At 70.0% G+C, this 24,304-nt stretch carries 24 protein-coding genes and 1 pseudogene; 15 read left to right on the top strand and 10 right to left on the bottom strand.

Going from position 1 to position 24,304, the window contains the following annotated elements:
• Position 1: 1 nt before the first annotated feature.
• Positions 2-604 carry an isochorismatase family protein gene (locus tag ABD256_RS26020; RefSeq protein ID WP_344424161.1) on the bottom strand — a complete coding sequence of 201 codons (603 nt, stop codon included), beginning with the start codon at positions 602-604 and terminating at the stop codon, positions 2-4.
• 68 nt (positions 605-672) lie between these two features.
• The gene (locus ABD256_RS26015) at positions 673-1,998 is read right to left on the bottom strand and encodes an aminotransferase-like domain-containing protein (protein WP_344424158.1); all 1,326 of its coding nucleotides are present in this window, start codon (positions 1,996-1,998) and stop codon (positions 673-675) included.
• A gap of 98 nt (positions 1,999-2,096) precedes the next feature.
• Between ABD256_RS26015 and ABD256_RS26010 the strand changes: the two genes are divergently transcribed.
• Genes ABD256_RS26010 through ABD256_RS26000 form a run of 3 tightly spaced genes read left to right on the top strand, consistent with a single transcriptional unit; the run spans position 2,097 to position 4,610 of the window.
• Positions 2,097-2,987 carry an alpha/beta fold hydrolase gene (locus tag ABD256_RS26010; protein WP_344424155.1) on the top strand — a complete coding sequence of 297 codons (891 nt, stop codon included), beginning with the start codon at positions 2,097-2,099 and terminating at the stop codon, positions 2,985-2,987.
• A gap of 9 nt (positions 2,988-2,996) precedes the next feature.
• Complete coding sequence (locus ABD256_RS26005; protein ID WP_344424152.1) at positions 2,997-3,758, top strand: SDR family NAD(P)-dependent oxidoreductase; 762 nt, start codon at positions 2,997-2,999, stop codon at positions 3,756-3,758.
• 60 nt (positions 3,759-3,818) lie between these two features.
• Complete coding sequence (locus tag ABD256_RS26000; protein WP_344424149.1) at positions 3,819-4,610, top strand: isocitrate lyase/PEP mutase family protein; 792 nt, start codon at positions 3,819-3,821, stop codon at positions 4,608-4,610.
• Between the two features lie 99 nt (positions 4,611-4,709).
• Here the strand turns inward: ABD256_RS26000 and ABD256_RS25995 are convergent.
• The 4 genes and pseudogenes from ABD256_RS25995 to ABD256_RS25980 form a co-directional block, all read right to left on the bottom strand.
• Positions 4,710-5,443, bottom strand: a pseudogene (locus ABD256_RS25995) (alcohol dehydrogenase catalytic domain-containing protein); the annotation flags it as partial.
• Between the two features lie 18 nt (positions 5,444-5,461).
• On the bottom strand, positions 5,462-5,809 hold the full coding sequence (locus ABD256_RS25990) for a transcriptional regulator (protein ID WP_344424146.1): 348 nt from the start codon (positions 5,807-5,809) through the stop codon (positions 5,462-5,464).
• Positions 5,810-5,955: 146 nt separating this feature from the next.
• Positions 5,956-6,639, bottom strand: a complete 684-nt coding sequence (locus ABD256_RS25985; protein ID WP_344424143.1) for a metal-dependent transcriptional regulator — start codon at positions 6,637-6,639, stop codon at positions 5,956-5,958.
• Positions 6,640-6,644: 5 nt separating this feature from the next.
• The gene (locus ABD256_RS25980; protein ID WP_344424140.1) at positions 6,645-7,097 is read right to left on the bottom strand and encodes a GNAT family N-acetyltransferase; all 453 of its coding nucleotides are present in this window, start codon (positions 7,095-7,097) and stop codon (positions 6,645-6,647) included.
• A gap of 194 nt (positions 7,098-7,291) precedes the next feature.
• On the opposite strand from ABD256_RS25980, the gene ABD256_RS25975 reads away from it, so the two are divergent.
• From ABD256_RS25975 to ABD256_RS25960, 4 genes are read left to right on the top strand one after another with little or no spacing between them, the layout of a single operon-like run.
• Positions 7,292-7,873, top strand: a complete 582-nt coding sequence (locus ABD256_RS25975) for a hypothetical protein (protein ID WP_344424137.1) — start codon at positions 7,292-7,294, stop codon at positions 7,871-7,873.
• A gap of 10 nt (positions 7,874-7,883) precedes the next feature.
• The gene (locus ABD256_RS25970) at positions 7,884-8,519 is read left to right on the top strand and encodes a DUF3558 domain-containing protein (protein ID WP_344424134.1); all 636 of its coding nucleotides are present in this window, start codon (positions 7,884-7,886) and stop codon (positions 8,517-8,519) included.
• Between the two features lies 1 nt (position 8,520).
• Positions 8,521-9,828, top strand: coding sequence for a hypothetical protein (locus ABD256_RS25965; protein WP_344424131.1), 1,308 nt, complete (start codon positions 8,521-8,523; stop codon positions 9,826-9,828).
• Between the two features lie 33 nt (positions 9,829-9,861).
• Positions 9,862-10,551 carry an ESX secretion-associated protein EspG gene (locus ABD256_RS25960; protein WP_344424128.1) on the top strand — a complete coding sequence of 230 codons (690 nt, stop codon included), beginning with the start codon at positions 9,862-9,864 and terminating at the stop codon, positions 10,549-10,551.
• Between the two features lie 359 nt (positions 10,552-10,910).
• Here ABD256_RS25960 and ABD256_RS25955 read toward each other — a convergent pair whose 3' ends face one another.
• Positions 10,911-12,494: an amidohydrolase gene (locus tag ABD256_RS25955; RefSeq protein ID WP_344424125.1), complete on the bottom strand. Its 1,584-nt coding sequence runs from the start codon at positions 12,492-12,494 to the stop codon at positions 10,911-10,913.
• 60 nt (positions 12,495-12,554) lie between these two features.
• On the opposite strand from ABD256_RS25955, the gene ABD256_RS25950 reads away from it, so the two are divergent.
• The 4 genes from ABD256_RS25950 to ABD256_RS25935 are packed head-to-tail and all read left to right on the top strand — an operon-like array spanning position 12,555 to position 15,844.
• On the top strand, positions 12,555-13,292 hold the full coding sequence (locus ABD256_RS25950) for an enoyl-CoA hydratase/isomerase family protein (protein ID WP_344424424.1): 738 nt from the start codon (positions 12,555-12,557) through the stop codon (positions 13,290-13,292).
• Positions 13,289-14,827 (top strand): ATP-dependent acyl-CoA ligase, encoded by a 1,539-nt coding sequence (locus tag ABD256_RS25945; RefSeq protein ID WP_344424122.1) that lies wholly within the window; start codon positions 13,289-13,291, stop codon positions 14,825-14,827. The genes ABD256_RS25950 and ABD256_RS25945 overlap by 4 nt, the downstream gene beginning before the upstream one ends.
• Positions 14,818-15,465, top strand: a complete 648-nt coding sequence (locus ABD256_RS25940; protein WP_344424120.1) for a TetR/AcrR family transcriptional regulator — start codon at positions 14,818-14,820, stop codon at positions 15,463-15,465. Before ABD256_RS25945 ends, ABD256_RS25940 begins: the two co-directional genes overlap by 10 nt.
• A 49-nt stretch (positions 15,466-15,514) precedes the next feature.
• The gene (locus ABD256_RS25935; protein ID WP_344424118.1) at positions 15,515-15,844 is read left to right on the top strand and encodes a hypothetical protein; all 330 of its coding nucleotides are present in this window, start codon (positions 15,515-15,517) and stop codon (positions 15,842-15,844) included.
• Positions 15,845-15,944: 100 nt separating this feature from the next.
• Here ABD256_RS25935 and ABD256_RS25930 read toward each other — a convergent pair whose 3' ends face one another.
• Entirely contained in the window at positions 15,945-17,114 is a 1,170-nt protein-coding gene (locus tag ABD256_RS25930) for an acyl-CoA dehydrogenase family protein (protein ID WP_344424115.1), read from the bottom strand.
• Between the two features lie 123 nt (positions 17,115-17,237).
• Here ABD256_RS25930 and ABD256_RS25925 point away from each other — a divergent pair, with 123 nt between their 5' ends.
• Together ABD256_RS25925 and ABD256_RS25920 are read left to right on the top strand one after the other, a co-directional pair.
• On the top strand, positions 17,238-18,587 hold the full coding sequence (locus ABD256_RS25925; protein ID WP_344424112.1) for a cation:dicarboxylate symporter family transporter: 1,350 nt from the start codon (positions 17,238-17,240) through the stop codon (positions 18,585-18,587).
• Entirely contained in the window at positions 18,584-19,270 is a 687-nt protein-coding gene (locus ABD256_RS25920; protein ID WP_344424109.1) for a 4'-phosphopantetheinyl transferase family protein, read from the top strand. The genes ABD256_RS25925 and ABD256_RS25920 overlap by 4 nt, the downstream gene beginning before the upstream one ends.
• A 58-nt stretch (positions 19,271-19,328) precedes the next feature.
• On the opposite strand, the gene ABD256_RS25915 is transcribed toward ABD256_RS25920, so the two are convergent.
• Together ABD256_RS25915 and mihF are read right to left on the bottom strand one after the other, a co-directional pair.
• Complete coding sequence (locus ABD256_RS25915) at positions 19,329-20,483, bottom strand: isochorismate synthase (RefSeq protein WP_344424106.1); 1,155 nt, start codon at positions 20,481-20,483, stop codon at positions 19,329-19,331.
• Positions 20,484-20,658: 175 nt separating this feature from the next.
• Positions 20,659-20,970 carry an integration host factor, actinobacterial type gene (gene mihF / locus ABD256_RS25910; RefSeq protein ID WP_215541483.1) on the bottom strand — a complete coding sequence of 104 codons (312 nt, stop codon included), beginning with the start codon at positions 20,968-20,970 and terminating at the stop codon, positions 20,659-20,661.
• Between the two features lie 347 nt (positions 20,971-21,317).
• Between mihF and ABD256_RS25905 the strand changes: the two genes are divergently transcribed.
• Together ABD256_RS25905 and ABD256_RS25900 are read left to right on the top strand one after the other, a co-directional pair.
• Positions 21,318-22,955 (top strand): long-chain fatty acid--CoA ligase, encoded by a 1,638-nt coding sequence (locus ABD256_RS25905; protein ID WP_344424102.1) that lies wholly within the window; start codon positions 21,318-21,320, stop codon positions 22,953-22,955.
• An 82-nt stretch (positions 22,956-23,037) separates the two neighbouring features.
• On the top strand, positions 23,038-24,297 hold the full coding sequence (locus ABD256_RS25900; protein WP_344424100.1) for an ABC transporter substrate-binding protein: 1,260 nt from the start codon (positions 23,038-23,040) through the stop codon (positions 24,295-24,297).
• Positions 24,298-24,304: the final 7 nt, after the last annotated feature.

The following is a 24,304-nucleotide window of genomic DNA, read 5'->3' as shown; positions in this document are numbered from 1 at the left end:
GTCAGCGTACGCCAGCCACCGCCGCACCGGCGAACTCGGCGACGGTGGTGATCGTGGCGAACCGGCCTGCCAGCGCGTACTCGGTGCGGGCGATGATGTCCTCGACGCGGAGCGTGCGCGGATCGGCCACCAGTTCCGCCGCGGAACGGTCCGCGGGCGCATCGCGGTGCGGGGTCGGCGTGGTCGCGGTGCCGTCGATGACGAACTCGACCGCGTACCCGAGATCGGACGCGATCCGGGCGGTCGTTTCGCAGCACTGCTCGGTGCGGATACCGCAGATCGCCAGCGAGCCGATCCCGGCGACGGTCAGGAGCTGCTGAAGGTTCGTTGTGGTGAAAGCGTTGTGCGCGGTCTTGCGCAGTACCGGCTCGCCGTCGGCCGGTACGAGCCCCGCCATCAGCCGCACGTGCCCCGACTCCGGATCGAACACCGTCCCCGAGCCCGGCTCGGTGTGCAGCACCCAGATCACCGGCTCGTCCCGCGCCCGCGCCGCGGCCACCAGCACGGCGATCTTGTCCGCGATCTCCGGATCGGACGCGACCTCCCAGTCGGAGCGCCGGCGGAAGGACTCCTGGGCGTCGATCACGACGAGTGCTCTCTTCATGCCCCCAGTCTGGCCGCGGGCCCCGTGCCGGATAAGGCATCATCGGGTCCGGAAGCGGACCGATCCGGTCACTCGAAGTCGGACCCCTCCGCGGCGAGAGCGGCGAGCACGCCCAGCGCCTTGTCCACTGTGGACACGGCTGGCGCGGACAGCGCGAGCCGCACCGCGGCCGGTGCGAGACCGGAGCCGACGGTGAACGCGGCGGCCGGGGTCACGGCGATCCCGGCCCGTGCCGCGGCGGCGACGAAGGTCTCCGCGCGCCACGGCTCCGGCAACTCCCACCAGGCGTGGTAGGCGGCGGAATCGGCGCGCACCGCGAACCCGGCCAGCCGCGCGCGCACCAGCTCCTGCCGTGCGGCGGCATCACGGCGCTTCCCCTGTGCCAGGGTGGTGACCGTGCCGTCGGAGATCCACTGGGTCACCGCGTCGAGCGCGAACGACGCGGGAGCCCAGACACCGGACCGCACCGCGCCCGAGACCTTCCCGCCGAGCCCGTCCGGCACCACCGCGACCCCCAGCGTCAGACCGGGCGACACCCGTTTGGAAAAACCGTCGACCACCACCACGCGTTCCGGCGCGAGCGCGGCCAGCGGCGGCAGGTCCGGCCGCAGGAACGCGTAGATGCGGTCCTCCACGCACGCGAGATCCCGTTGCCGCAGCACCAGCGCGATCTCCTCGCGCCGATGCGCCGACATCGTCACCCCCAGCGGGTTGTGCAACGCGGGCTGCAGGTACACCGCGTGCAGCCCCTGCGCCCGCCGCACCGCGTCCGGCGTGACGCCCTCCTCGTCCATCTCGATCGGCACCAGCCGCACACCCAGCCGTGCCGCGATGCCCTTGACCACCGGATAGGTGATCGCCTCGACGCCGAGCCGCCCGCCGGAGGGCACCAGCGCGGCCACCGCCGCCGCGATCGCCTGCCTGCCGTTGCCCGCGAACACCAGCCGTTCCGGGTCCGCCCGCCACTCCGGCACCGAGACTGCCGACGCGACCGCCTCGCGGGTGCGGCCGTCGGCCCGCACCACCGACGGCCGCAGGCTGTGCCGCAACCGGTCCGGGCGGACGAGCTCGGCCAGGCTCGCCGAAAGCAGGGCCGGTTGTTCCGGCAGCACCCCGAAGTTGAGTTCGAGATCGACCCTGGCATCCGCCGGCTCGGCGAGCGCGTGCTCCGCCGCCGAACCCGCCCTGACGAAGGTGCCGCGGCCCACCTCCCCCGTCACCAGGCCGCGGCGCACGAGATCGGCGTACACGCGCGCCGCCGTCGAGTTCGCGATGCCGTGCTGGCGCGCGAACCGGCGCTGCGGCGGCAGCCGGTCACCCGGCCGGAGGCGGCCGGACGCGATGTCCGCCGCGATCCGGTCGGCGACCAGCCGGTAGTCACGGGCGTCGTCCACGAACCGGCCTCCTAGGGCAGCGATTGCACCGAGAGCATTGTTTTCATTGCACTCTCATAGTGCACCGAATAGCGTCCGTGCTCAAGGAGGTAAGACCCATGAGCACCGCACAGGTGAACGGCATCGAGCTCGGTTACGACGACGTCGGCGCCGGGGACGCGCTCGTCCTCGTGCACGGCCACCCGTTCGACCGCACGATGTGGCAGCCGCAGATCGACCACTTCAGCCAGGCCGGGTACCGCGTGATCGCTCCCGATCTGCGCGGGTACGGGCGCAGCACGACGGCGCCCGCCGAACAGCCCGCCGAACAGCCCGCCGAACAGCCCGCCGAACAGCCCGCCGAACAGCCCGCCGAACAGCCCGCCAAGACGACGCTCGACGTGTTCGCACGCGATGTCGAAGCACTTCTCGATTGCCTCGAATTGCACCGAGTAGTGCTCGGGGGACTGTCCATGGGCGGCCAGATCGTGATGGAGTGCCACCGGCTCTTCCCCGAGCGGATCCGGGGGCTCGTCCTCGCGGACACCTCGCCGGTCGCCGAGACGCCGGAGGGCAGGATCGGCCGCAACCGGCTGGCCGACCGGCTGCTCGGCGAAGGAATCGGCGGGTACGCCGAGGAGGTGCTGCCGAAGATGGTGGCGCCCGCGACGATCACCGGACAGCCCGAGGTCGCCGCGCACGTGCTCACCATGATGCGGAACACCGCGCCGGAAGGGGCCGCGGCCGCGCTGCGCGGCCGGGCGGAGCGGCCGGGGTACGAGGATTCGCTGAGCCGTGCCGCCGTGCCCGCCCTCGTGGTCGTCGGCAGTGAGGACGAGTTCACCCCGGTATCCGGGGCACGGCTGCTGCACCGGATCGTCCCCGGGGCCACGCTCGCGGTGATCGACGGCGCCGGGCACCTGCCGACCCTCGAACGGCCGACCGAGTTTTCGGCCGTGCTCAGCGACTTCCTAGAGTCGATACCGCACACGGTACCGAGAGAACGGTGAACTCCGATCATGGCCGACAAGCAGCAGACTGTGTTCGTGACCGGCGCCAGCGCCGGATTCGGCGCCGCCATCGCCCGGCGCTTCGCGGCGGGCGGCGCACGCGTGGTCGCGGCCGCGCGCCGCACCGAGAGGCTGGAGCCGCTCGCGAACGAGTTCGGTGAAGCCGTGCGCGCGCTCGCGCTCGACGTGCGCGACCGTGACGCGGTCGAGCGCGCGATCGCCGCGTTGCCTGCCGAATTCGCCGAGATCGACGTGCTGGTGAACAACGCCGGACTGGCGAAGGGCCTCGCGGGCGCGCAAGAAGCCGGCGTCGACGACTGGGACCAGATGGTCGACACCAACGTGAAGGGCCTCACCTACTGCACGCGCGCGGTGCTGCCCGGCATGGTCGCGCGCCGGCGCGGGCACGTCATCAACCTCGGCTCGATCGCGGGCAGCTACCCGTACGCCGGCGCCAGCGTCTACGGCGCCACCAAGGCGTTCGTGCACCAGTTCAGCCTCAACCTGCGCAGCGACCTGCACGGCACCGGTGTCCGCGTGACCTGTGTGGAGCCGGGCATGAGCGAGACCGAGTTCTCCACCGTCCGGTTCGACGGTGACCAGGAGAAGGCCGACGCGGTGTACCAGGGCATGACCCCGCTCGCCCCGGAGGACGTCGCCGAAAGCGTGCACTGGGCGAGCGCGCAGCCACCGCACGTCAACATCAACACGATCGAACTGATGCCGGTGGCGCAGAGCTTCGCCGGGTTCCAGGTGCACCGCGAAGGGTGAGCACCGGTGATGTCGTAAAACCGCCAGCGCGGACACCCCGAACGTGCTCGAATCGGCGGTATGAACGCAAAACACGGGGAATTCGCCGCACTGCACCGGAAGGGCGAGCCGCTCGTGCTGCCCAACGCGTGGGACGCGGCGAGCGCGCTGATCGTCGAGGCGGCCGGTGCCCGCGCGGTCGCGACCACCAGCGCCGGTGTCGCCTGGAGCCTCGGCTCCCCCGACGGTGACCGGCTGTCGAGGGACCGCGCGGTCGACCTCGTGGCCAGGATCGCCGCCGCGGTGCGGGTTCCGGTGACGGCGGACATCGAAGGCGGCTACGCCACGAAACCCGAAGGGGTGCGGGAAACCGCCTCGCTGGTGGCCGAGGCGGGAGCCGTCGGCGTGAACATCGAGGACGCCGACCACGACGGCGGCGCGCCACTGCTGGAAATCGGCGCGCAGGCCGATCGGATCGCGGCCGCCGCCTCGGTCGCCGACCTGTTCGTCAACGCCCGCATCGACACCTACCTGCGCGGGCTCGCTTCACCGTTCGACGAGACGGTGAAGCGGGCCGAGGCGTACCTCGCGGCGGGTGCGCACGGGATCTTCGTGCCGGGTCTCGCCGACACCGACGCGATCTCCACGCTGACCGCGCGGCTGGACGCGCCGGTGAACATCATGGTGTGGCCAGGCGCGCCTTCGGTTTCCGCGCTCGCGGCGGCCGGGGTGGCGAGGGTGAGCGCCGGCTCCGGCCTCGCGCAGGCCGCGTACACGACCGCTCGCCGCGGTGCCGAGGAAATGCTCCGCCTCGGCACCTACGACGCTCTCGCCGGTGACGATTTCGGCGCGCTGAACGGCCTCTTCGGCTGATCCGCGGGCGCGCGGCCGGGACTGCGCATGGCGGGAGGAGGAATCCACGGCGGCGGTCGCGCGCCGACTGTCCGAAAAGGACTGACTGCGCCAGGACCCGACCACGGTGACGCCCGCGGTGGCGGGCACCGGCTCGTTCATCGCCGCCAGCGCGCCCGGTACTTCGCCGAGGGTGATCCGTCGCCCGATCAGCCGTCCGAGGTCCAGCCTCCGCGCCGGTTCGAGGATCTCCGGGTACTCGTGGCTGCCGGGCAGCGCCAGTTCGTGGCCGATCACCCGGTGCATCGGGATCGGCGCCACGCCCTGCGCCGGGGGCATCAGCCCACTTGCCCGTGGCGTCCCCGTTTGCGCAGGCTCGCGACCGAGGCGGCACACGTCGCCGGGCTGCCCGCGCGGTCCAGGGACACGTGCGCGCCGCCACCGGTCAGCGCGCACCTCGGCGGCGGGCGCTTCCCAGCGAGGTCGACCTCGGCGTGGCCGATCGCGACCAGCTCGGCGAAGGAGCCCCAAGGGGAGGCGCCTGGCTGGAACTCGCGATCGCAGATCTGCTGCGCTCACGTCCCGCACGCGCAGACGAACGGGACCGTCACCCGATCGCCGACCCGCCTGGCGGACACCCGGTCACCGACCTCGACGACCCGCCCCGCCGGCTCGTGCCCCGCGACGTGCGGCAGCGTCACCGCGGAATCGTGCCCTTGCCCCGAATGCCAGTCGCTGCGGCACACCCCGGTCGCCTCGACCTCGATGACGGCACCGGCCGGGGACGGCACCGGGTCCGGCACCACGCGGACCTCGGGCAGGACACCGAATTCGTCGAAGACCACCGCTCTCACGAGCGGGCCCTTATCCCGTCAGCGCGGCGTGGACCGCTGCAGCACGGGGCGGGGGAAAGCACCCCGCGCGGGCGTCAGCAGCCGTGCCAGCGAGCCCGGCGGCACCCGGAGCACGGCTTCGAGATGGCTCAGCGCGATCATCGATCCGGTGCGCCGATCGGGCTGGCACCGACCCGACTGCCAGTGACTGAGCGTGGCTAAGCTGATCGAGACCCCCTGGGTCCGGAGCCGGTACCGGATTCGCTCGAGACCGAGCCCGCGCGCTTCGATCGCGGCGCGCAGGGCATCGGCGAAAGGACCGGTGGAAAGGAGCTGCGCCACCTCTTTTCCGGTCGCAGGCCCGGCGTGCGTCCGCTGACCCGTCATGACGTCTCCAAAGCAGTGGGAGGACAGCCGGACGAGAGTAGGCCCGCCACCACCTTGATCGCCAGAGTCCAAGGGCAGGGTTTCCGGTGTTCAACGGGGGAGCCGAAACCCCTGAAAACGATTACCCGGAGTCATGCCGGTGCCGGTCAGCGGACCGCGACGCTCAGCGCCTGCGCGATCTCCTTGCCGAGCGCGTGCGTCGCGTCGTCGGGCGGCGAGCCGACCTTCACCACCATCGGGCCGCCGAACGGCTGGCGCTCGACCACCTCGATCCGCTTGCCGAGCCCGATCGCGTGCTCGGTGAGGTAGCGCAGCAGATCGGGATCGGTGTCCCAGACGCGCACGATCTCGCCGACCGATCCCGGTGGCAGCTCGTCGAGGATGCACGTCGGCACGTCTTCGATGCTGCCGTCCTCGGCCGGGATCGGGTCGCCGTGCGGGTCTCGGACCGGGTTCCCCAGTTTCGCCGCGATCCGCTCGACCAGCCGATCCGAAACCGCGTGCTCCAGCGCGTCCGCCTCGGCGTGCACCTCGTCCCAGGTGTAGGCCAGCTCGCGGACCAGGTAGGTCTCGATCAGCCGGTGCCGCCGCAGGACCCCGCGCGCGAGGAGCATGCCGTCCGCGGTCAGCTCGATCCCGCGGTACGGCACGTGCTCCACGAGCCCCTGCTGGGCCAGCTTCGTCACCATGCCCGATGCCGAGGACGGGCTGACTTCGAGCCGGGTGGCCAGCGTGGTGTTCGTGACCGCCTCACCCCGCTCCACCAGGCCGTAGATGGCCCGGATGTAGTCCTCGATGGAGGAGGACCGGCGCTGGGAGCTGTCTGACATGGCGCCTACGATACGGCCCCCGGTCGCCACCGGTACCGGATCCAGCCCGGTACCGGTTCGGCGCCGAGCTTGGCGTAGAACGCGGTCGCTTTCTCGTTGCCTTCCTGCATGTCCCATTCGACCCTGCCCTCGGTGCGGGCGCGCAAGGCGTCGAGCAGTTCGCGGCCGAGCCCGAACCGGCGGTAGCCGGGGCGCACGAAGAGGTCGTCGAGCCAGATGCCCGGCCGCGCCTCCCAGGTCGAAAAGTTCCACGAGCAGAACGCGAACCCCGCGACTTCGCCGGGATGCTCCGGTGACTCCACTATCAGCACCCACGCTTTCGGCTCCGGCCCGAACAGGTGCTTCGTCATCTCCACGCGATCCAGGACGAGCGCGTCGTTTCCCTCGTACCGCGCGTGTTCTTCGATCAGCGAGCAGATTTCCCCGATATCGCCGACCTCGGCGTCCCGCACCGGCATCAGAGGGCCCCCGCCCCGGTCGAACGCCCGCCGTCGTCGTGCATAGCCGCCCTCCACGTTTATCGGTGCCTCACTGCCCGATCACCCTAACCGGGGGCCTTCGCGACGGAGAAGTTCCCGAATCCTCGCCATTCCGCACCGGGCTCGGGTACGCTGGCGAACCGGTTGACTACAAGGGGTGAGGGGACACTCTGATGGCTACCGCTGGGGAGGACTTCCTGCGCGGCATACTCGGCCCGGCGGAACGCGCGGTCGGCACGAACACCGCAGCACCCGGAGCACGGTCATCGCAAGTGCCGGGCGAGCAACGTCACAGCGAAGCGGAGACGGAAGTCGAAAAGGCCGTCGAAGAAGCGCGGAACGAAGAGATGAGCCGAGTCGCCGACGGCGGCACGGTGAGCCTCCAGAGCGTCTTCGGCACCGGTGGCCCCAGCGGCGCCCAGGGCGGCGGCTACCACTTCGCCCCCGAGGTCACGGCGAAGAAGATCATCGAATGGGAACAAATCCGCGACGCCATCAACGAAGATCGCTGGAAGCTCCAGAACAACGCGGAATCGCTCCTGCCACCCAGCTCGGACCAGCCTGCCGCCGACCAAGTTCGCGCGGCGAAACAGTCGATTCTTGCCGCAGTCGACCATAACGGGAAGATGGTCGAATACGCGCAGGCGTACATAGACGCGCTGCGCAAGTCGAACGGCACATACATCGCCCATGAAGAGACCACGATCAGCGATCTGCACAAGACCGTCGGCAACAGCGATGCCCTGCATGAATAGGAAAGAGCGGATGACCAGAAAAGCGGCCCTTGTCGGCCTGCTTGGCACACTGACCGTATCAGTCCTGTGCAGTTGCTCGAACGGTAGCGCGACAAACCCTTTCGACAGCGGCGTGCCGAAATCCTCACCTTCGTCAACGAGCACGGGAAGTGCGCCCGCCGGTGGCCGCACCCCGGGATCCTCGGCCCCACGAGTGACGACACCGCTCAACACCGGCAAATTCACAGACAAACCATGCGACAGCCTGAGCGAGTCGCAACTCCAGAAATTTTCTGTCACAAAACGCAACGGGCCACGCACGGATGGCGATGGCGCCTCGTGCAGCTGGAGCTTTGGAGCCAACGGTGAAACCTACGCGGGGCTTACGTACGCGACCATCAGAAATGATGGACTCAGCAGAATATACGATCAACACCAGGCGAACATGTGGCCGGACGGCTACTTCGAGCCAACCGAAATAGCCGACTACCCGGCCGCGTTCAACTCACCAAAGAATGAGCGGCCCAAAAACTGCGGCATCTCCGTCGGCGTAACCGATGAACTGATGTTCACCGTATTCGCCATCGAGGCACACAATCAGGATGCCTGCAAGGCGGCGAAGAACCTTGCCAACGCGGTGGTCGAGACGATCAAGGCTGGTCAGTGACGTGGGCGCCTTCGACGAGCTCTTCAAGGAGGAGTTCGACAAGATCAAGGCCGAGGCCGACCAGTTCATGACGGCCCAGCAGATCTACGACAACTTCGACAAGGCCCGTGGCACCGGCTCGCTCCAGGACGCCCGGAACACCCTGCAGAAGGTCGAGGAGCAGTACACGATCCGCGAGCACGACATCACCAAGCTCGCGGCTTCGATGGAAGAGGGCTGGGCGGGTGCGGCCTCGGGTGCGGCGCAGCGGGGCGCGGGGCCGATGGCGGTCGAGCACGGGCACGCCGCGCAGGCGCTGGCCACGGCGAAGGACCTGCTGCAGAACCAGAGCGACACCTTCCACGACACCAAGAGCAGAGTGGTGCAGATCCCGCCCTACCCGGACCAGGACCAGACGTTCCGGGACATGCTCTCCGGCGACCAGGACACCGCGCTGGCCAAGATCACCTCGTACCACAGCGCACTCGGTGGAAACGTGAAAGCGATGGACGACTGGACGACGTCGTCCAACCACAACGCCGGGATGATGCCGGGGTCCTACGGCAGCATCGACCCGCACGCGCTCGACGTCAGCACCGGGCCCGCCACGGGTGGCGGCGGCGGAAAGAAGCCGGGCGAACCGGGTGGTGGTGGCGGCGCGAAGAAACCGGGCGGCGGCTCGCCAGTCCTGCCGCCCCGCCACGGACCGGGCGCGGAAGGCGGTGGCGGTACCGCGGGCGGTGGCCCCGGTCGCGGGATCGCCGAGCCTCCTGGCTGGGGCCAACCCGGCACCGAAGGCGGGAACCGCGGGCCTTCAGGCAAGGGCATCGGCGACAGCGGGGACACCGGGAACCACCTCCCCGACGACAGCACCACGCCCGGTTCCTACGACCCGGCCTCGTTCAGACCCGGCACCTCCGATCCGTCCGTCGGCGGCTGGCGTCCCGGCGCGGTGGGCGCACTGGGCGGCCTTGGCCCCGGCAGCGGTGGCGGCGACAGCGCGAGCACCGGCAGCGTGTTCGTCACCGCCGAACCCGGCGGACCCGGCGGGCCCGACGCGGGCGCGCTCGCGGGCGGCAAGGCGACCGGCGGCGCCGTCGGTGGCGCGCAGGGCGCGCGGGCGGGCGGTGCGGCGGCCCCCGGCGCGAAGGGCGCGGCCGGTGGCGGGCAAGGGATGATGGGCGCCGGTGGGGGCAAGGGCAAGTCCGAGGACGAAGAGCACAAGCGCAAGTACGGCATCGAGGAAGACAGCATCTTCGACGACGGGGACGAGAAGGAAGTCGACCCGCGCACCGGATGGGCGCCGACCCAGCCGGTGATCGGGCAGTAGGAACCGGGGAAAGCGGTAGGGGGACAACCGGAAATGAGGTTCGCAGGCGGGGAAACGTTCTCCGCGAGACGGCTCGCGGCCTTGGTCACCGAGGCGACCGGCCACGGCCTGCACGTCGCGCTAGCCCCGGACCCGGTGTGGCTCGGCGAAAGCGCACGCGCGAGGCTGGCGAAGATCACCGCCGCCGATCTGGCCCAGTTCGACGGCGGCGAGCCGGACTTCCGCGAAATCGCGGACCTGCTGAGCAAACCGGCGAAGGCGCGGTTCGGCTGGTGCACCGACAACCGGACCGGGATCCGGACGGGGATGCTCGCCGCCGGGTCGTGGTTCGGCGTCGCGGCGACCGCGACCGGTGACGTGATCCACGTCCGCACGTTCCGGGACCGGCGGCTCGGCGACGTGCTGGCGGAGATGCTGCCCGCCGGGGTTCCCAGGGCGGCGGGCACGGGGGTCACCGCGCTGCGTAGCGAAATCAACGGCGACGACGGTGATGACGTGCTGGATGTCGCGGTCAGCAAGGAGGTCCGCCAGTTCCAGCGCCTCGCGGCGCAGGAAACCCTTGCGGCTGCCGAACTCTACGCCGCTGAGGACGCTCGCCCGCTGCGCGTCTTCGACACGGAATCGGGCCGGTGGGCCGTCCGCACCGAGCCCTACCACGGCGACGAGGCCGTCACCGTGACCCCGGCAGGCGCCAGGGAGATCGGCGACCTCCTCACGCACTGAACGGCACGCTTGCGTCACCGATGCGCGGCTCGGAAACCCGTGCCGCGCGAGCCGACGGCACGGGTGAAGCGCACCAGCGTCGCCGCGGGCCTTGGCGTGAGACCGGTCTGGTGCCGGAACCGGCAGGCGGGCCCGCCCCCTGCAGCACGTGGCCGGGCTCCGGCCCAGGCGGTGCCGGGGCCATGGCGCCCAACGGAACAGCCCGCCCCGAAAGGCCGACCAGGGTGAGGCCCAGGAAATGGCCACGTGCCCCAACCGAGACGCGGGCGGGCCGATGACGGCACGCCATCGCGGAGTGCGACCTCACGCATGAGCCCATACCTGCCACGGCACCGGGATCCGTTGCCCGGCAACGGCTTCTACGCCTCGTAGGCGAGTTCACCGCCCACCACGGTGGCCACCACCGAAACGCCGTCCAGCTCGGTCAGCGGGTCGCCGGAAAGGGCGGCGAAATCGGCGAGCTTTCCGGGTTCCAGCGTGCCGAGATCGTGTTCGCGGAAAGCCGCGAACGCCGAGCCCTGCGTGTACGCGTGCAGCGCCTGCTCCGGGGTGAGCCGTTCGCCGGCACCGAGCAGGTACCCGCTCGACGTCCTCCTGCGGACCATGTCCGCCATCCCGAGCAGCGGCGCGCCCTGCACGACGGGCCGGTCCGAGCTGCCGGGGAGCACGCATCCGGCGTCGAGGAAGCTGCGGAGCCGGTAGCACCAGTCTTCGCGGCCCGGCCCGAGCGCGGCACGCATGCCGTCGCCGATTTCGTTGATGAACCGGCCCTGCGGTGACGGGATGAGTCCCAGCGCGGCGAGCCTCGGCACCTCGGCAGGCGGGATCACGGCGCAGTGTTCGATGCGGTGCCGGTGGTCGTCACGCGGGTTCTCCGCGAGCGCGGCTTCGTAGGCGTCGAGGACCGTCGAAACGGCCCTGTCGCCGATCGCGTGCGTCGCTACCTGCCAGCCCGCGGCGTGCGCGCGCGAGATCGTGCGGGCCAGCTCGTCCTCGGGCACCTGGAAGTAGCCGCGGTTGCCCGGTTCACCAGCGAAGTCCTCGTGCATCGCGCAGGTCCGGCCGATCAGCGAGCCGTCGGCGAAGATCTTCATCGCGCCGATCCGCAGCCAGTCGTCCCCGAGCCCGGTGCGCAGGCCGAGATCGAGGCCGAGGGTGTCCTCCCCGATCTCGTGGAACATGCTGGAGGCGACCATCACGGTGCTCCGCACGCGCAGCAGCCCGCGGTCGCGAGCGGTCTGGTACGCGGCGAGCTCACGCGGTGTCTGGCCGACGAGCCCGCCGCCGATCCCGGCCTCCTGCACGCTCGTGATGCCCTCGGACAGGTACTGCCTGCCCGCCCTGGCCAAGCCGCGGATGACCGATTCCATCGGCACCGGGAAGATCATCGGCCGCAGCATGAGCTGCGCCTGCTCCCGCAGCAGACCGGTCGGTGAGCCGTGCTCGTCCAGCACGACATCGCCGCCCTCGGGCACGTTCGCCAGGTCGAGCCGGTCGAGCACGCTGCTGCTGACCACCGTCATGTGCTCCGAAGTGTGCTTCACCCGCACGAAGTGGCCCGGTGCGGCGCGGTCGAGCCCGTGCCTCGTCGGGTGGCCGCCGTCGAGGCGGTTCTGGTCGTAGCCGCGGCCGACGATCCAGGTGCCGGGCGGGGTACTCGCGGCCCGGCGGGCAATCGCGTCGTACACGTCCTGAGTGCTCCGGCATTGCTCCGAGCCGAGCTGGACCTCGTCGAGCCCGATGCCGAAGTGCGCCATGTGGTTGTGCGCGTCGTGGAACCCGGGCACCACCGGGGCGCCGCCGAGGTCGACGCGCCGTTTCGCGCCGAGCGAGAGCGCGTCCTCCCCGGTCGCGACGATGCGGCCGTGCAGCACGGCGATCGCGTTCGTCCGCGAGATACCGGTGTTCACCTTGGCGTTTTCGTAGACCACGTCGACCCGCATACCTTCGAGCCTATCGATCGATCGATCGGCTCGTCTAGGCTCACGGGTATGCAGACGACCTTGCGGACCGTCGAATACGCGGTCGACGACGGTGTGGCCCTGATCTGGCTCAACCGGCCCGAGCGGCTGAACGCGGTGGTCCCCGCGCTGGTGGACGACCTGCTCACCGCGCTGGACGCGGTCAGGGACGCGCGGGCGGTGGTGCTCGCCGGGCGGGGCAGGGCGTTCTGCGCCGGCCACGACCTCAAGGAGCCGCCGGCCGAGGGCGATTCGAGGGCAAGGCTGGAGCGCTTGCAGGACGTCACGCGAAAGCTCCGCGCATTGCCCGCGCCGGTGATCGCGGCCGTGCACGGGTACGCCATCGGCGCCGGTGCCGAGTTCGCGCTGGGCTGCGACCTCGTGGTGGCCGCCGAGAGCGCGGTGTTCGCCTTCCCGGAGGTTTCGCTCGGCCTGAGCGTCACCGGCGCGGCTTCCCGCCTGCTGCCGCTGCTGATGGGCCCGCTCAAGGCGAAGGAGCTGCTGTTGCTCAACGAGCGGTTCGACGCGGCGAAGGCGCGCGAGCTGGGCTTGGTCAACGCCGTGACGAGCGAGGACGGCCTGCTGGAGCACGCGATGGGGTGGGCCGGCCGGATCGCGGGGCACCCGCCCGCCGCGGTCGCGATGGCGAAGCGGGCGCTGGACTCCGGCACGGAAAGCGCGCTCGACGCCGCGCTCGAACTGGAGATCAGCCACGCGTTGATCACCGAGCACTCCCCCGAGGTCGCCGCCTCCTCCGAAGCGTTCCGGAGCCGGGGATGACGGATCTCGAAGACGTCGACGACCTGGTCACGCTGGTCGCCAGGGCCGCCGCCCGCTGGCACGACGAGATCGCCTGGATCTTCGACGCGACCGGTGAACGGCTCACCTTCGGCCAGGTGCACGAGCGCACCGGCGAGCTGGCCGCGGCGCTGCGCGGCCTCGGCGTGCGCGCGGGCGACCGGGTCGCGGTGATGCTGCGCAACGAACCCGCGTTCCCGTTGCTGTGGCTCGCGCTCGCGAAGGCTGGCGCGATGCTGGTCCCGGTCAACACCAACTACCGGGAGCTGGACGGCGCGCACGTGCTGAAGCACTCCGGTGCGCGGTTCGCGATCGCCGCGCCGGAGTTCACCGGGCTGCTGGAAAAGATCGCGCCGGGCACCGCCGTGGAACGCGTGCTGACCCCGGACGAACTGGAACCCGGCAGCACCGGCGAGGAGTTCACCGCGGTCGGCGAGCAGCCGGCGAACATCCAGTACACCTCCGGCACCACCGGCGCGCCGAAGGGCTGCGTGCTCCCGCACCGGTACTGGACGACGCTCGCGCGCGGGCTCGTCACCGACCAGCCCGGCGTGTCCGATTCGGACGTCCTGCTGACCGCGCAGCCCTTCCACTACATCGATCCACAGTGGAATGTCGCGTTGGGACTCGCCGCGGGCGCGACGCTGGTGGTGCTCGACCGGTTCCACCCCTCGACGTTCTGGGCAAAGGTCCGCGAACACGGTGTCACCTGGTTCTACTGCCTCGGCCTCATGCCGACGCTCCTGCTGCGGGCGGACGAAGCACCGGAGGACCGCGCGCACCGGGTGCGGGCGATCAGCGCGTCGGCGATCCCGCGCGACCTGCACGCCGAACTGGAGCGGCGCTGGGGCGTCCCGTGGTACGAGGCGTTCGGCATGACCGAAACCGGCGGCGACCTCCGCGTCGGGCCCAGCGACCACGACGAAGCGGTCGGCACCGGCTGCATCGGGCGGCCGACGCGCGACCGCGAGGTGATGATCGCCGACGGGTCGGGCGCTCCCGTCCCGCGCGGGGAAACCGGGGAACTGCTGATCCGCGGGATCGGCCTGATGCACGGCTACCACGACGATCCCGAGGCGACCGCGCGCGCGTTCCGCGGCGGCTGGTTCCGCACCGGCGACCTGGCGCACATGGACGGCGAAGGCCGCGTCTACTACGTGGGCCGCACGAAGGACATGATCCGGCGCAGCGGCGAGAACATCTCCGCGGACGAGGTGGAGCGCGCACTGCTGCTGCACCCGGACGTCCGGCTCGCCGCGGTGCTCGCGGTGCCCGACGAGCTGCGCGGGGAAGAAATCCAGGCCTACGTGGTGGTTCGCGACGGCGAACGGCTGCCACCGGATGAGCTGGCCGAGTTCTGCGCCGCGAAACTGGCCTACTTCAAGGTTCCCCGCTACTGGGCCTACCGCGATTCGTTGCCGCTCACCCCGTCGGAACGCGTGGCGAAGGGCGAGCTGCGGAAGGCGGCGAACCCGCTCGAAGGCAGCTACGACCGGACGGCCAGAGCATGGCGCTGACCGGCGGCACCGAGCCGAGGGTTCGCCGCGCGGCGGTGAACCTGTTCGCGGACAAGGGTTTCCACGGTACCGGCATCCGGGAACTGGCGCAGGCGGCGAACCTCTCCTCGGCGAGCCTGTACCACTACATGGGCACCAAGGAGGACCTGCTCGCCGGCATCATGCGCGACGCGCTCACGCGCCTGCTCGACGCGGCGGGCGAAATCGCCGGTTCCACCGCCGATCCGCGGGCGCGGCTGGCGAAACTGGTCGCGCTGCACGTGTGCACGCACGCGTTGCGCCCGGCGGAAACACAGGTGGTGGACAACGAGGTCAGGTCGCTGTCCGAGCCGGCGCGGCACGAGGTGGTCCGCCTTCGCGACGCCTACGAAGAACAGTGGGCGCTGGCGATTTCCGATGGCATGGCGGCGGGGCGGTTCGTCGCGGGTGACCCCGGCGTCACCCGCCGCGCGCTGCTGGAAATGTGCAGCGGGGTGGCGCGGTGGTATTCGCCGCACGGCGCGCTTTCGCTCGACGACCTGGCCGCGCAGTACGCCGCACTGGCCTTGCGCGCGCTCGGCTGCGTCGATCGGGCCAGTGGTGCGGATCTGGCAACAGCGGGGGAAATCGTCGCTCGTGTGTGGGGTTTACCGTCCTGACCTCCCCCTACACCTTGCCCAACTCGCGTTGCTGGGGGAGCCTGGAAGGGTGACTGAGCAAACGATCCAACTAGAACTGGACGACTCGGGTCTCGCACCGGGCTTGCCGGTGCCGACACACCCTCGGGATCAGGTACAGGATGTGCCCTACCGCCCGGTGGAGTTTCGCGACGATGATCTGCCCACCGCGCTGGAACGGTGCGCGGGATGGCTCCGTCAGGCTCAAGAGTGGCTCGGAGAGCCGGTCGACGTTCTAGCCTTGCACCTCGACTACGACGACCGTGAGGGTTCGCCGTACTACGACGTGAAACTCCTGTGCAACGAGGAGGACCTGGCAGGCGTGCCGATCGCGGTGCGCAAGCAGGCCTCCCACGACTGACCCCTCGCCGGATTTCTCGAGTACGGAGTGTGGGCGAGCCGCCCACACTCCGTACTCGTATCGCGCTCATTTGGCCATCAGGAGCGAGATCGCACGGCGCTCAGCCGAGGATTCCGCCGACCTTCACGTGCCCCTTCAACAGGTTCCGCGCGATGGTGCGCCGCTGGATCTCGTCGGTCCCTTCGTAGATCCGCAGCAGCCGCAGCTCGCGGTACCACCGCTCGACCGGGAGTTCCCGCGTGTAGCCCATACCGCCGTGGATCTGCAGGACCCGGTCGACGATCTCGTTCGCCTTCGTCCCGCCGTAGAGCTTCGCGATCGACTGCGCGTGCCGTGAATCGAGGCCGGCGTCCACCTGCCACGCGGCGTGCAGCACGAGCCAGCGCAACGCCTCCAGTTCGACGCCGGAGTCGGCGATCATCCACTGGATCGCCTGCCGCTCCGCGATCGGCGCGCCGAAGGTCTGCCGGGTGTTCGCGTGCTCGATCGCCATCGACAGCAACCGCTCGCACGATCCGATGGCCTTCGCGGGCAGCAGGTAGCGGCCGCGGCCGATCCACTGCATCGCGAGCCCGAAGCCGTTGCCGGGCTCGCCGAGGATCTGCGATTCGGGCACCCGCACGTCCTGGAAGATCAGCGACGCCGGGCCCCATTCGCCCATCGTGTCGATGTACTCGGAGCGCCAGCCCATGTCGCGGTCGACGAGGAAGCAGGTGACGCCGCCGTCGGCGCCCTTCTCGGGGTCGGTGATGGCGAACACCATCGCGAAGTCGGCTTCGTTGCCCCCGGTGATGAAGGTCTTCTCGCCGTTGATGATCCAGTCCGAGCCGTCCTTGCGCGCCGAGGTCCTGATCGCCTTGGCGTCGGAGCCCGCGCCGGGCTCGGTGATCGCGAAGCAGGACTTGCGCTCGCCGGAAATCGTCGGCAGGAGGTAGCGCTCCTTCTGCTCGTCGTTGGCGTGGAAGAGGATGTTGTCGGCGGACCCGCCGAAGCTGAACGGCACGAACGTGCGGCCGAGCTCGGCTTCGAGCAACGCGGTCATCACCGCGGACAGCCCCATGCCGCCGTAGGACTCCGGCGTCTGCACGCCCCAGAACCCGGAGTCCTTCGCCTTCTGGCGCAGCTCCGCCATCTCGTCGGCGGTGACGCCAGGCCGGCCCGCGCGCTCGCGCGTGAGCACCTCCTGCTCACGGGGCACGAGCTCCTTCTGCACGAAGGTGCGGACCCAGTCGCGCACTTCCCGTTCTTCGACGCTGAGGGTGAAGTCCATCGTCGGCGGCTCCTCGCGGTAATTAAGCGCTTGCTTAGTTCGAGGCTAACACCTGGTTGGCTCGGACAGCGATGGTGTCGTAGGTTTCCCCAGCCAGATCACACGGTGAGGAGCCTCACGAAAATGACGACGACGCAGGCGGCCCCGAAGCGCCGGGACCGGACGCACTACCTGTACATCGCGGTGATCGTCGCGGTGGCGCTGGGGATCGTGGTCGGGTTCGCGTTCCCCGACTTCGCGAAGGGCCTCAAACCGCTCGGGGACGGTTTCGTCAACCTGATCAAGATGATGATCTCCCCGATCATCTTCTGCACGATCGTCATCGGCGTCGGCTCGGTCGCGAAGGCGGCGAAGGTCGGCAAGGTGGGCGGCCTCGCGGTCGGCTACTTCCTCGTGATGTCGACGGTGGCGCTGGTGATCGGCCTGATCGTCGGCAACCTGCTGCACCCCGGCGAGGGACTGAACCTGACCGACAAGATCGCGAAGGCGGGCCAGGACCAGGTCAAGGGCGCCGAGAGCACCGTCGAGTTCCTGCTCGGCATCATCCCGAAGACGCTCGTGTCGGCGTTCACCGAGGGCGAGGTGCTCCAGACGCTGCTGGTGGCGCTGCTGGCCGGGTTCGCGGTGCAGAAGCTCGGCCCGCGCGGGGTGCCGATCCGCAACGGCATCGAGCACATCCAGCGGCTGGTCTTCCGGATCCTGCAGATGATCATGTGGGCGGCCCCGGTCGGCGCGTTCGGCGCGATCGCGGCGGTCGTCGGCGCGACCGGCGGCGCGGCGCTGAAGAGCCTCGCGATCATCATGGTCGGCTTCTACCTGACCTGCCTGATCTTCGTGTTCGGGGTGCTGGGCTCGCTGTGCTGGTTCGTCGGGAAGGTGAACGTCTTCCGGCTGTTCCGCTACCTCGGGCGCGAGTTCCTGCTGATCCTGTCGACCTCGTCGTCGGAGTCCGCGCTGCCGAGGGTGATCGCGAAGATGGAGCACCTCGGCGTCAGCAAGCCGGTGGTCGGCATCACGATCCCCACCGGGTACTCGTTCAACCTGGACGGCACGGCGATCTACCTAACCATGTCGTCGATCTTCATCGCCGAGGCGCTCGACAAGCCGCTCTCGCTCGGCGAGCAGATCGCGCTGCTGGTGTTCATGATCATCGCCTCGAAGGGCGCCGCGGGGGTCACCGGCGCCGGGCTGGCCACGCTGGCAGGCGGGCTGTCCTCGCACCGGCCCGAGCTGGTCAGCGGGGTCGGGTTCATCGTGGGCATCGACCGGTTCATGTCGGAGGCGCGCGCGCTGACGAACTTCGCGGGCAACTCGGTCGCGACTGTGCTCGTCGGCACCTGGACCAAGGAAATCGACCGTGACAGGGTTGAGGAGGTGCTCTCGGGCCGCCTGCCGTTCGACGAGGCGACGCTGCTCGAAGAGCCGGCGGACAAGGGTGCGCCCGAGGAGGGCGCGAAGGGGGATCAGACGTGATCGAATGCGCCATCTGGTGGGCCGAGCCGCTGCCGAACGCCCCGGAGTACCTGGAGTTCCTCGACGAGGCCGAGCGCGGCCGTCACACCGCCTACCGGATGGAGCTGGACAAGCGCCGCTTCCTGACCGGGCGGGTGCTGAGCAAGACGGTCGCGGGTGAGCGCCTCGGCCGCGACCCGAAGTCGATCTCGTTCGACGCCACCTGCACGGACTGCGGCAAGCAGCACGGCCCGCCGTCGGTGCCCGGCAGCGAGCTGAAGCTGTCCATCTCCCACTCGGGTGACCGCGTCGGCCTCGCCGTCACCGAGGCCACACCCGTCGGCCTCGACGTGGAAGCCCGCCGCAAGGCCGACGACTCGCTGATCGAATACACCCTGACCCCCGCGGAGGTCGAAGCGATCCGGAAGGTCCCCGCCTCGGCGAAGGAATCGGTCTTCTTCCAGTACTGGACGCGCAAGGAGGCGCTGATGAAGGCCACCGGCAAGGGCCTGCGCATCCCGCCGTCGGCCATCACCCTCTCCGGCCCCGGCGAACCCGCCCGGCTCGTGCACTCCACGGACGCCGCGCTCGACCCCGCCCGCCTCCGGCTCGTCGACCTGGACGCGGGCGAGGGCTACCGCGCCGCCGTCGCACTGATCACCGAGGACGAGGTCAAGGTCACCGAACACCCGTGGCCGGCCTGACCGTCCACTTCGGACTTACGGGAGCCACCCCGAAGGAACCCCGCACCCCGGCGCGCGGTCACAGCTCCGGCGGCAAACCCATGGCGCGCAACAGGATCCGGAACTTGACGGAGGTCTCGTCCAGTTCGGACACCGGCTCCGACTCGGGGACGATGCCGCCACCGGCGTACAGCCGCATCGATCGCCCCCGCACCTGCGCGCACCGGATCGCCACGGCCCATTCCCCGTCGCCCGCCGCGTCGACCCAGCCGACGGTGCCCGCGTAGTACCCGCGGTCGAACGGTTCGAGGTCGCCGACGAGTTCGCGCGCGGCGGCCGTCGGGGAGCCGCAGATCGCGGGGGTCGGGTGCAGCGCGGCGGCGAGCCGGAACGCGGTCACGTCCCGGTCTGCCAGCTCCCCCGAGATACCGGTGCCGAGGTGCCACACGGCAGGTGTCGCGACGAGCCGGGGTCCATCCGGGACGGTCAGCCCGCGGCAGAACGGGCGCAGGGTTTCCACCACCGCCTCGACGGTCACCGCGTGCTCGACCTGGTTCTTGCGCGACGCGAGCAGGGCGGCCGCGTTTTCGGCGTCCTCAACGGGGTCCGCGGACCGCGGCGCGGTACCGGCGAGCGGGTGCGACACGACGCGATCGCCGCGGCGGGAAAGGAGCAGTTCGGGGCTGGAGCCCAGCAGCGAGTACCCGCCCGGCAGGCCGGCGGCGAACGTGTAGCCGCTCGCGTTGTCCTTGACGAGGTTGCGCAGGATCGCCGCGGCGCGCACGTCCTCGTCGAAGTCGACGTCGAGCGCCCGCGCGAGCACGACCTTGCGGAGGTCGCGGTCGTTGAGCGCGGCGATCGCCTTCGCGACGGCTTCGGCGTGCAGTTCGGGGGTGGGCACCGGGCGCACCGCGACGGGCACGCCGACCGCGCCGCGGTCGAAAGCCGCCGCCGCGGGATGTGCGGGCGGTGCACTGGCCACAGTGGACGGCAGCACCGCGTGACCCGGTGCGCCCGCGGTGTCGAACGGCAGTGCGCCGACCGCGAGCGCGGCGGAGGATTCGGCGAGCGCGTCGGCGACCCGCTCGCTGAGGCGGACCGCGTCACCATCGGTGAAGGACCGGGCAACGCCCCGCGCGAGCAGGGTTTCGCGCGCGGTGGCGAGGAAGAAGTCGCCCGGCGCGTACTGGCCGAGCAGTTCGTCCGCGGTCACCCGCGCACCGATCGCAGTCACCACTCGCCTCACTTCCGGCGTGCGGGGTCTCCGCCGTCGCCCTCGCGGCCCATTCTCCGCCCATCGGGGCTGAGACCGGGCTGAGCGACGATGCGGCCTCGATCACTCACATCGGAAGCGCGGGTCACCACGCTCGTGGGCGGCGGCGAACACAACCACCCACGAGCGCGGATGACTACTTGAGCGCGTCGATGAGCGCTTCGCGCTGGCGCTCGCCGAGGCCGGCGGCGCGCCGGTCCGGGTCGATCCCCGCCTGCTCGAGCAGCGCGGCGACCTTCACCGCGCCGAGGCCGGGCACGGCCTTGAGCAGCTGGGTGACCTTCGTCTTACCGATGGTCTTGTCTTCCTTGGCCTTCTTGAGCACCTTTTCAATGCTCTCCTTGCCGGACTTGATCGACGCAAGCAGCTCCGAGCGGGCCTTCCGCGCCTCGGCCGCTTTGGCCAGGGCGTCCGCGCGCTGCTCCGGAGTCAACGTAGGCAGAGCCAACGTATTAGTCCTTTCATCTCAACTGACCGCTTTCGCGGCGACCGCCCGTTCCCAGGCGCCGACTTTGGCGCAAGTGCTGGTCAGGCCGTCTCTTACCACGGGCCCCAGTAAACGCCACGACATACTCGGCTGGGAAACCGACACGCACTTACTACCCGGTAGCGTCGGTGCGGGCAACCTGGTCGAGCGTACTTATCACCCGGACAAGGGGGGTGAATAACGATTTCCGGCCAAACGATTTCGTGCTCGAACGTTGCCAGTTCCGAACCTGCCCGGTTCCGGCAGGCGGCATTAGAGTCGCCGTATCGCGTACCGGCCCCACCGAACGACGTAGATCGGGAGTCACGATGTTGAGCACGATGCAGGACGGACAGCTTTCGCTCGCGAGGCTGCTCCAACACGGGACCACGGTGCACTCGAAGAGCGAGGTCGTGACCTGGACCGGCGATGGGGCGCGCCGGGAAACGTACGGCGACCTGGGAAAACACGCCGCCAAGCTGGCGAATGCGCTGCGCGGGCTCGGGGTCACCGGTGATCAGCGCGTCGGCACCTTCATGTGGAACAACGCCGAGCACCTCGCCGCCTACGCGGCCATCCCCGCGATGGGCGCGGTGCTCCACACGCTCAACATCCGGCTGTTCCCGGAACAGCTCACCTTCGTCGCGAACCACGCTGCGGACCACGTCGTCATCGTGGACGGAACCTTGATCCCGCTCCTGGCGAAGCAACTTCCCGAGATGACGACGGTCCGTCACGTCATTGTCGCGAACGGTGACGCCAGCAAGCTGGAGGCTCCAGCTGGAGTTGAGGTTCACTCTTACGGGGAACTCCTGGACGCCCAGCCCGGCACCTTCGACTGGCCCGAGGTCGACGAGCGCTCGGCGGCCGCGATGTGTTACACCTCGGGCACCACGGGTGACCCCAAGGGGGTCGCGTACTCGCACCGCTCGATCTGGCTGCACTCGATGCAGGTGTGCATGAGCGACAGCATGCAGCTCGCGCAGCACGACTCGGCGCTCGCGATCGTGCCGATGTTCCACGCGATGTCGTGGGGCCTGCCGTACGCGGCGCTGATGGTCGGCGCCTCGCTGGTGATGCCGGACCGGTTCCTGCAGCCCGGCCCGATCGCGCAGATCCTCGCCGCCGAGAAGCCGACCTTCGCCGCCGCCGTGCCGACGATCTGGCAGGGCCTGCTGCAGCACCTCGACGCGAACCCGCAGGACATCTCGCACCTGCGCGAGGTCGTGGTCGGCGGGTCGGCCGCGCCGCCGTCGATGATGCACGCCTTCCAGGAGAAGTACGACGTACCGGTGCTGCACGCGTGGGGCATGACCGAGACCTCGCCGCTGGGCAGCGTCGCCCGCCCGCCCGCGTCGGCCACCGGCGACGAGGCCTGGAGCTACCGGTACACGCAGGGCAGGTTCCCGGCGTCGGTGCACGCGCGCCTGATCACCGACGACGGGTCGGAAGCGCCGTGGGACGGCGAAAGCGTCGGCGAGCTCGAGGTGCGGGGGCCGTGGATCGCGGGCGCCTACTACTCCGGGGAAGAGGGCGTCGAGCCCGACCCGGAGAAGTTCCACGACGGCTGGCTGCGCACCGGTGACGTCGGCAAGGTCACCCCCGACGGGTTCCTGACGCTCACCGACCGGGCGAAGGACGTGATCAAGTCCGGCGGCGAGTGGATCTCGTCGGTGGACCTGGAGAACCAGGTGATGGGGCACCCGGCGGTCGCGGAGGCGGCCGTGGTCGGCATCCCCGACGAGAAGTGGGACGAGCGCCCGCTGGTCGCCGTGGTGCTGCGGGAGGGCCAGAGCGTCACCGCCGGGGAACTGCGCGAATTCCTCTCGGACAAGGTCGCCAAGTGGCAGCTCCCGGAGAACTGGACCTTCGTCCAGGAAGTGCCGAAGACCAGTGTCGGCAAGTTCGACAAGAAGCGGCTCCGCGCGTTCCACTCCGAGGGAAAACTCGACATCAGCCAGCTGTAGAGCGGAAAATCACCGCCAGCGTACTGTGCCGTGGCGTGCTCCCGCGTGAGCGCGCCACGGCACTCTTTCTGGGAGGTAGGGCATGGCGCACAGCAGGCGTTCGTTCATTTCGCTGACCGGATCCGCGGCCGTGGTGGCCTTCGCCGCGGCGTGCGGCTCCAACACCGGGCGAGGTGATGGACCCGGCAACGGCGGCGCGACCCTGCAGCAGTGGTACCACGCCTACGGCGAAGACGGCGTGCAGGAAGCCGTCCGCAAGTACGCCGCGGCCTACTCGAAGGCCAAAGTGGACGTTCAGTGGAACCCGGGCGACTACGACTCGAAGATCGTCACCGCGCTGCAGAACAGCCCGGTGCCGGACGTCTTCGAAGCGCAGGTGAAGATCGACTGGGTGCGGCAGAACCAGGTGGTCGCGCTCGACGACCTGATCGCGGGCGTGCGGGACGACTTCAGCCAGCGGGTGCTCGAAGCGCAGACCGTCGACGGCCGGATCTACGGCGTGCCGCAGTCGGCCGACACGCAGGTTCTCTTCTACCGCAAGAGCATGCTGCAGGCCGCGGGCGTGCAGCCGCCGCAGACCGTCGACGAACTGATCGACGCGGCGAAGCGGCTGACGAAGGACAAGGTCAAGGGCCTGTTCGTGGGCAACGACGGCGGGGTCTCCGTGCTCGGCGGGCCGCTGCTGTGGTCCGCGGGGCTCGACTACCTCACCGACGGCAACCGCAAGGTCGGCTTCGACGACCCGCGCGCGGCGGTCGCGTTCGGCAAGCTCCGCACGCTGAACGCGGACGGCTCGCTGCTGCTCGGCGCGCCGAGCGACTGGTCCGATCCGGCCGCGTTCATCGACGGCCTCACCGCGATGCAGTGGACCGGGCTGTGGAACGTGCCGAAGATCGCCGCCGCGCTCAAGGACGATTTCGGCGTGCTCGCCTTCCCGCGCCTCGACGGGGCCGGCAAACCGTCCGTTCCGGTCGGCGCGTACGGCGCCTGCGTCAACGCGAAGAGCAAGAACGTCGACGCGGCAAGGGAATTCGTCAAGTGGCTGTGGGTCGACCAGACCGACGACCAGCTCAAGTTCGCCACGAAGTTCGGCTTCCACATCCCGGCCAGGAACTCCCTGATCGACAGGGCGGACAGCCTGAAGGCAGGGCCTGCCGCCGACGCGGTGCGGTTCGTCAAGGAGCACAGCCATCTCATCGGCGGTCCGGTGTGGACGTCCCAGTCGAACACCGCGCTCGGTGACGCGCTCGCGAAGATCGCCAAGGAGGGCGCCGACCCGGTGCAGCAGACCAAGCAGGCGGTGTCCGTGGCCCAGCACGAGCTGAAGCGCCTCTTCGGCTGATGTCCGT

It is taken from the genome of Amycolatopsis minnesotensis (assembly GCF_039529815.1).
Taxonomy (GTDB): domain Bacteria; phylum Actinomycetota; class Actinomycetes; order Mycobacteriales; family Pseudonocardiaceae; genus Amycolatopsis; species Amycolatopsis minnesotensis.
The sequence above is the reverse complement of the archived record's forward strand: the minus strand, read 5'-3'. Positions and strand labels throughout refer to the sequence as shown.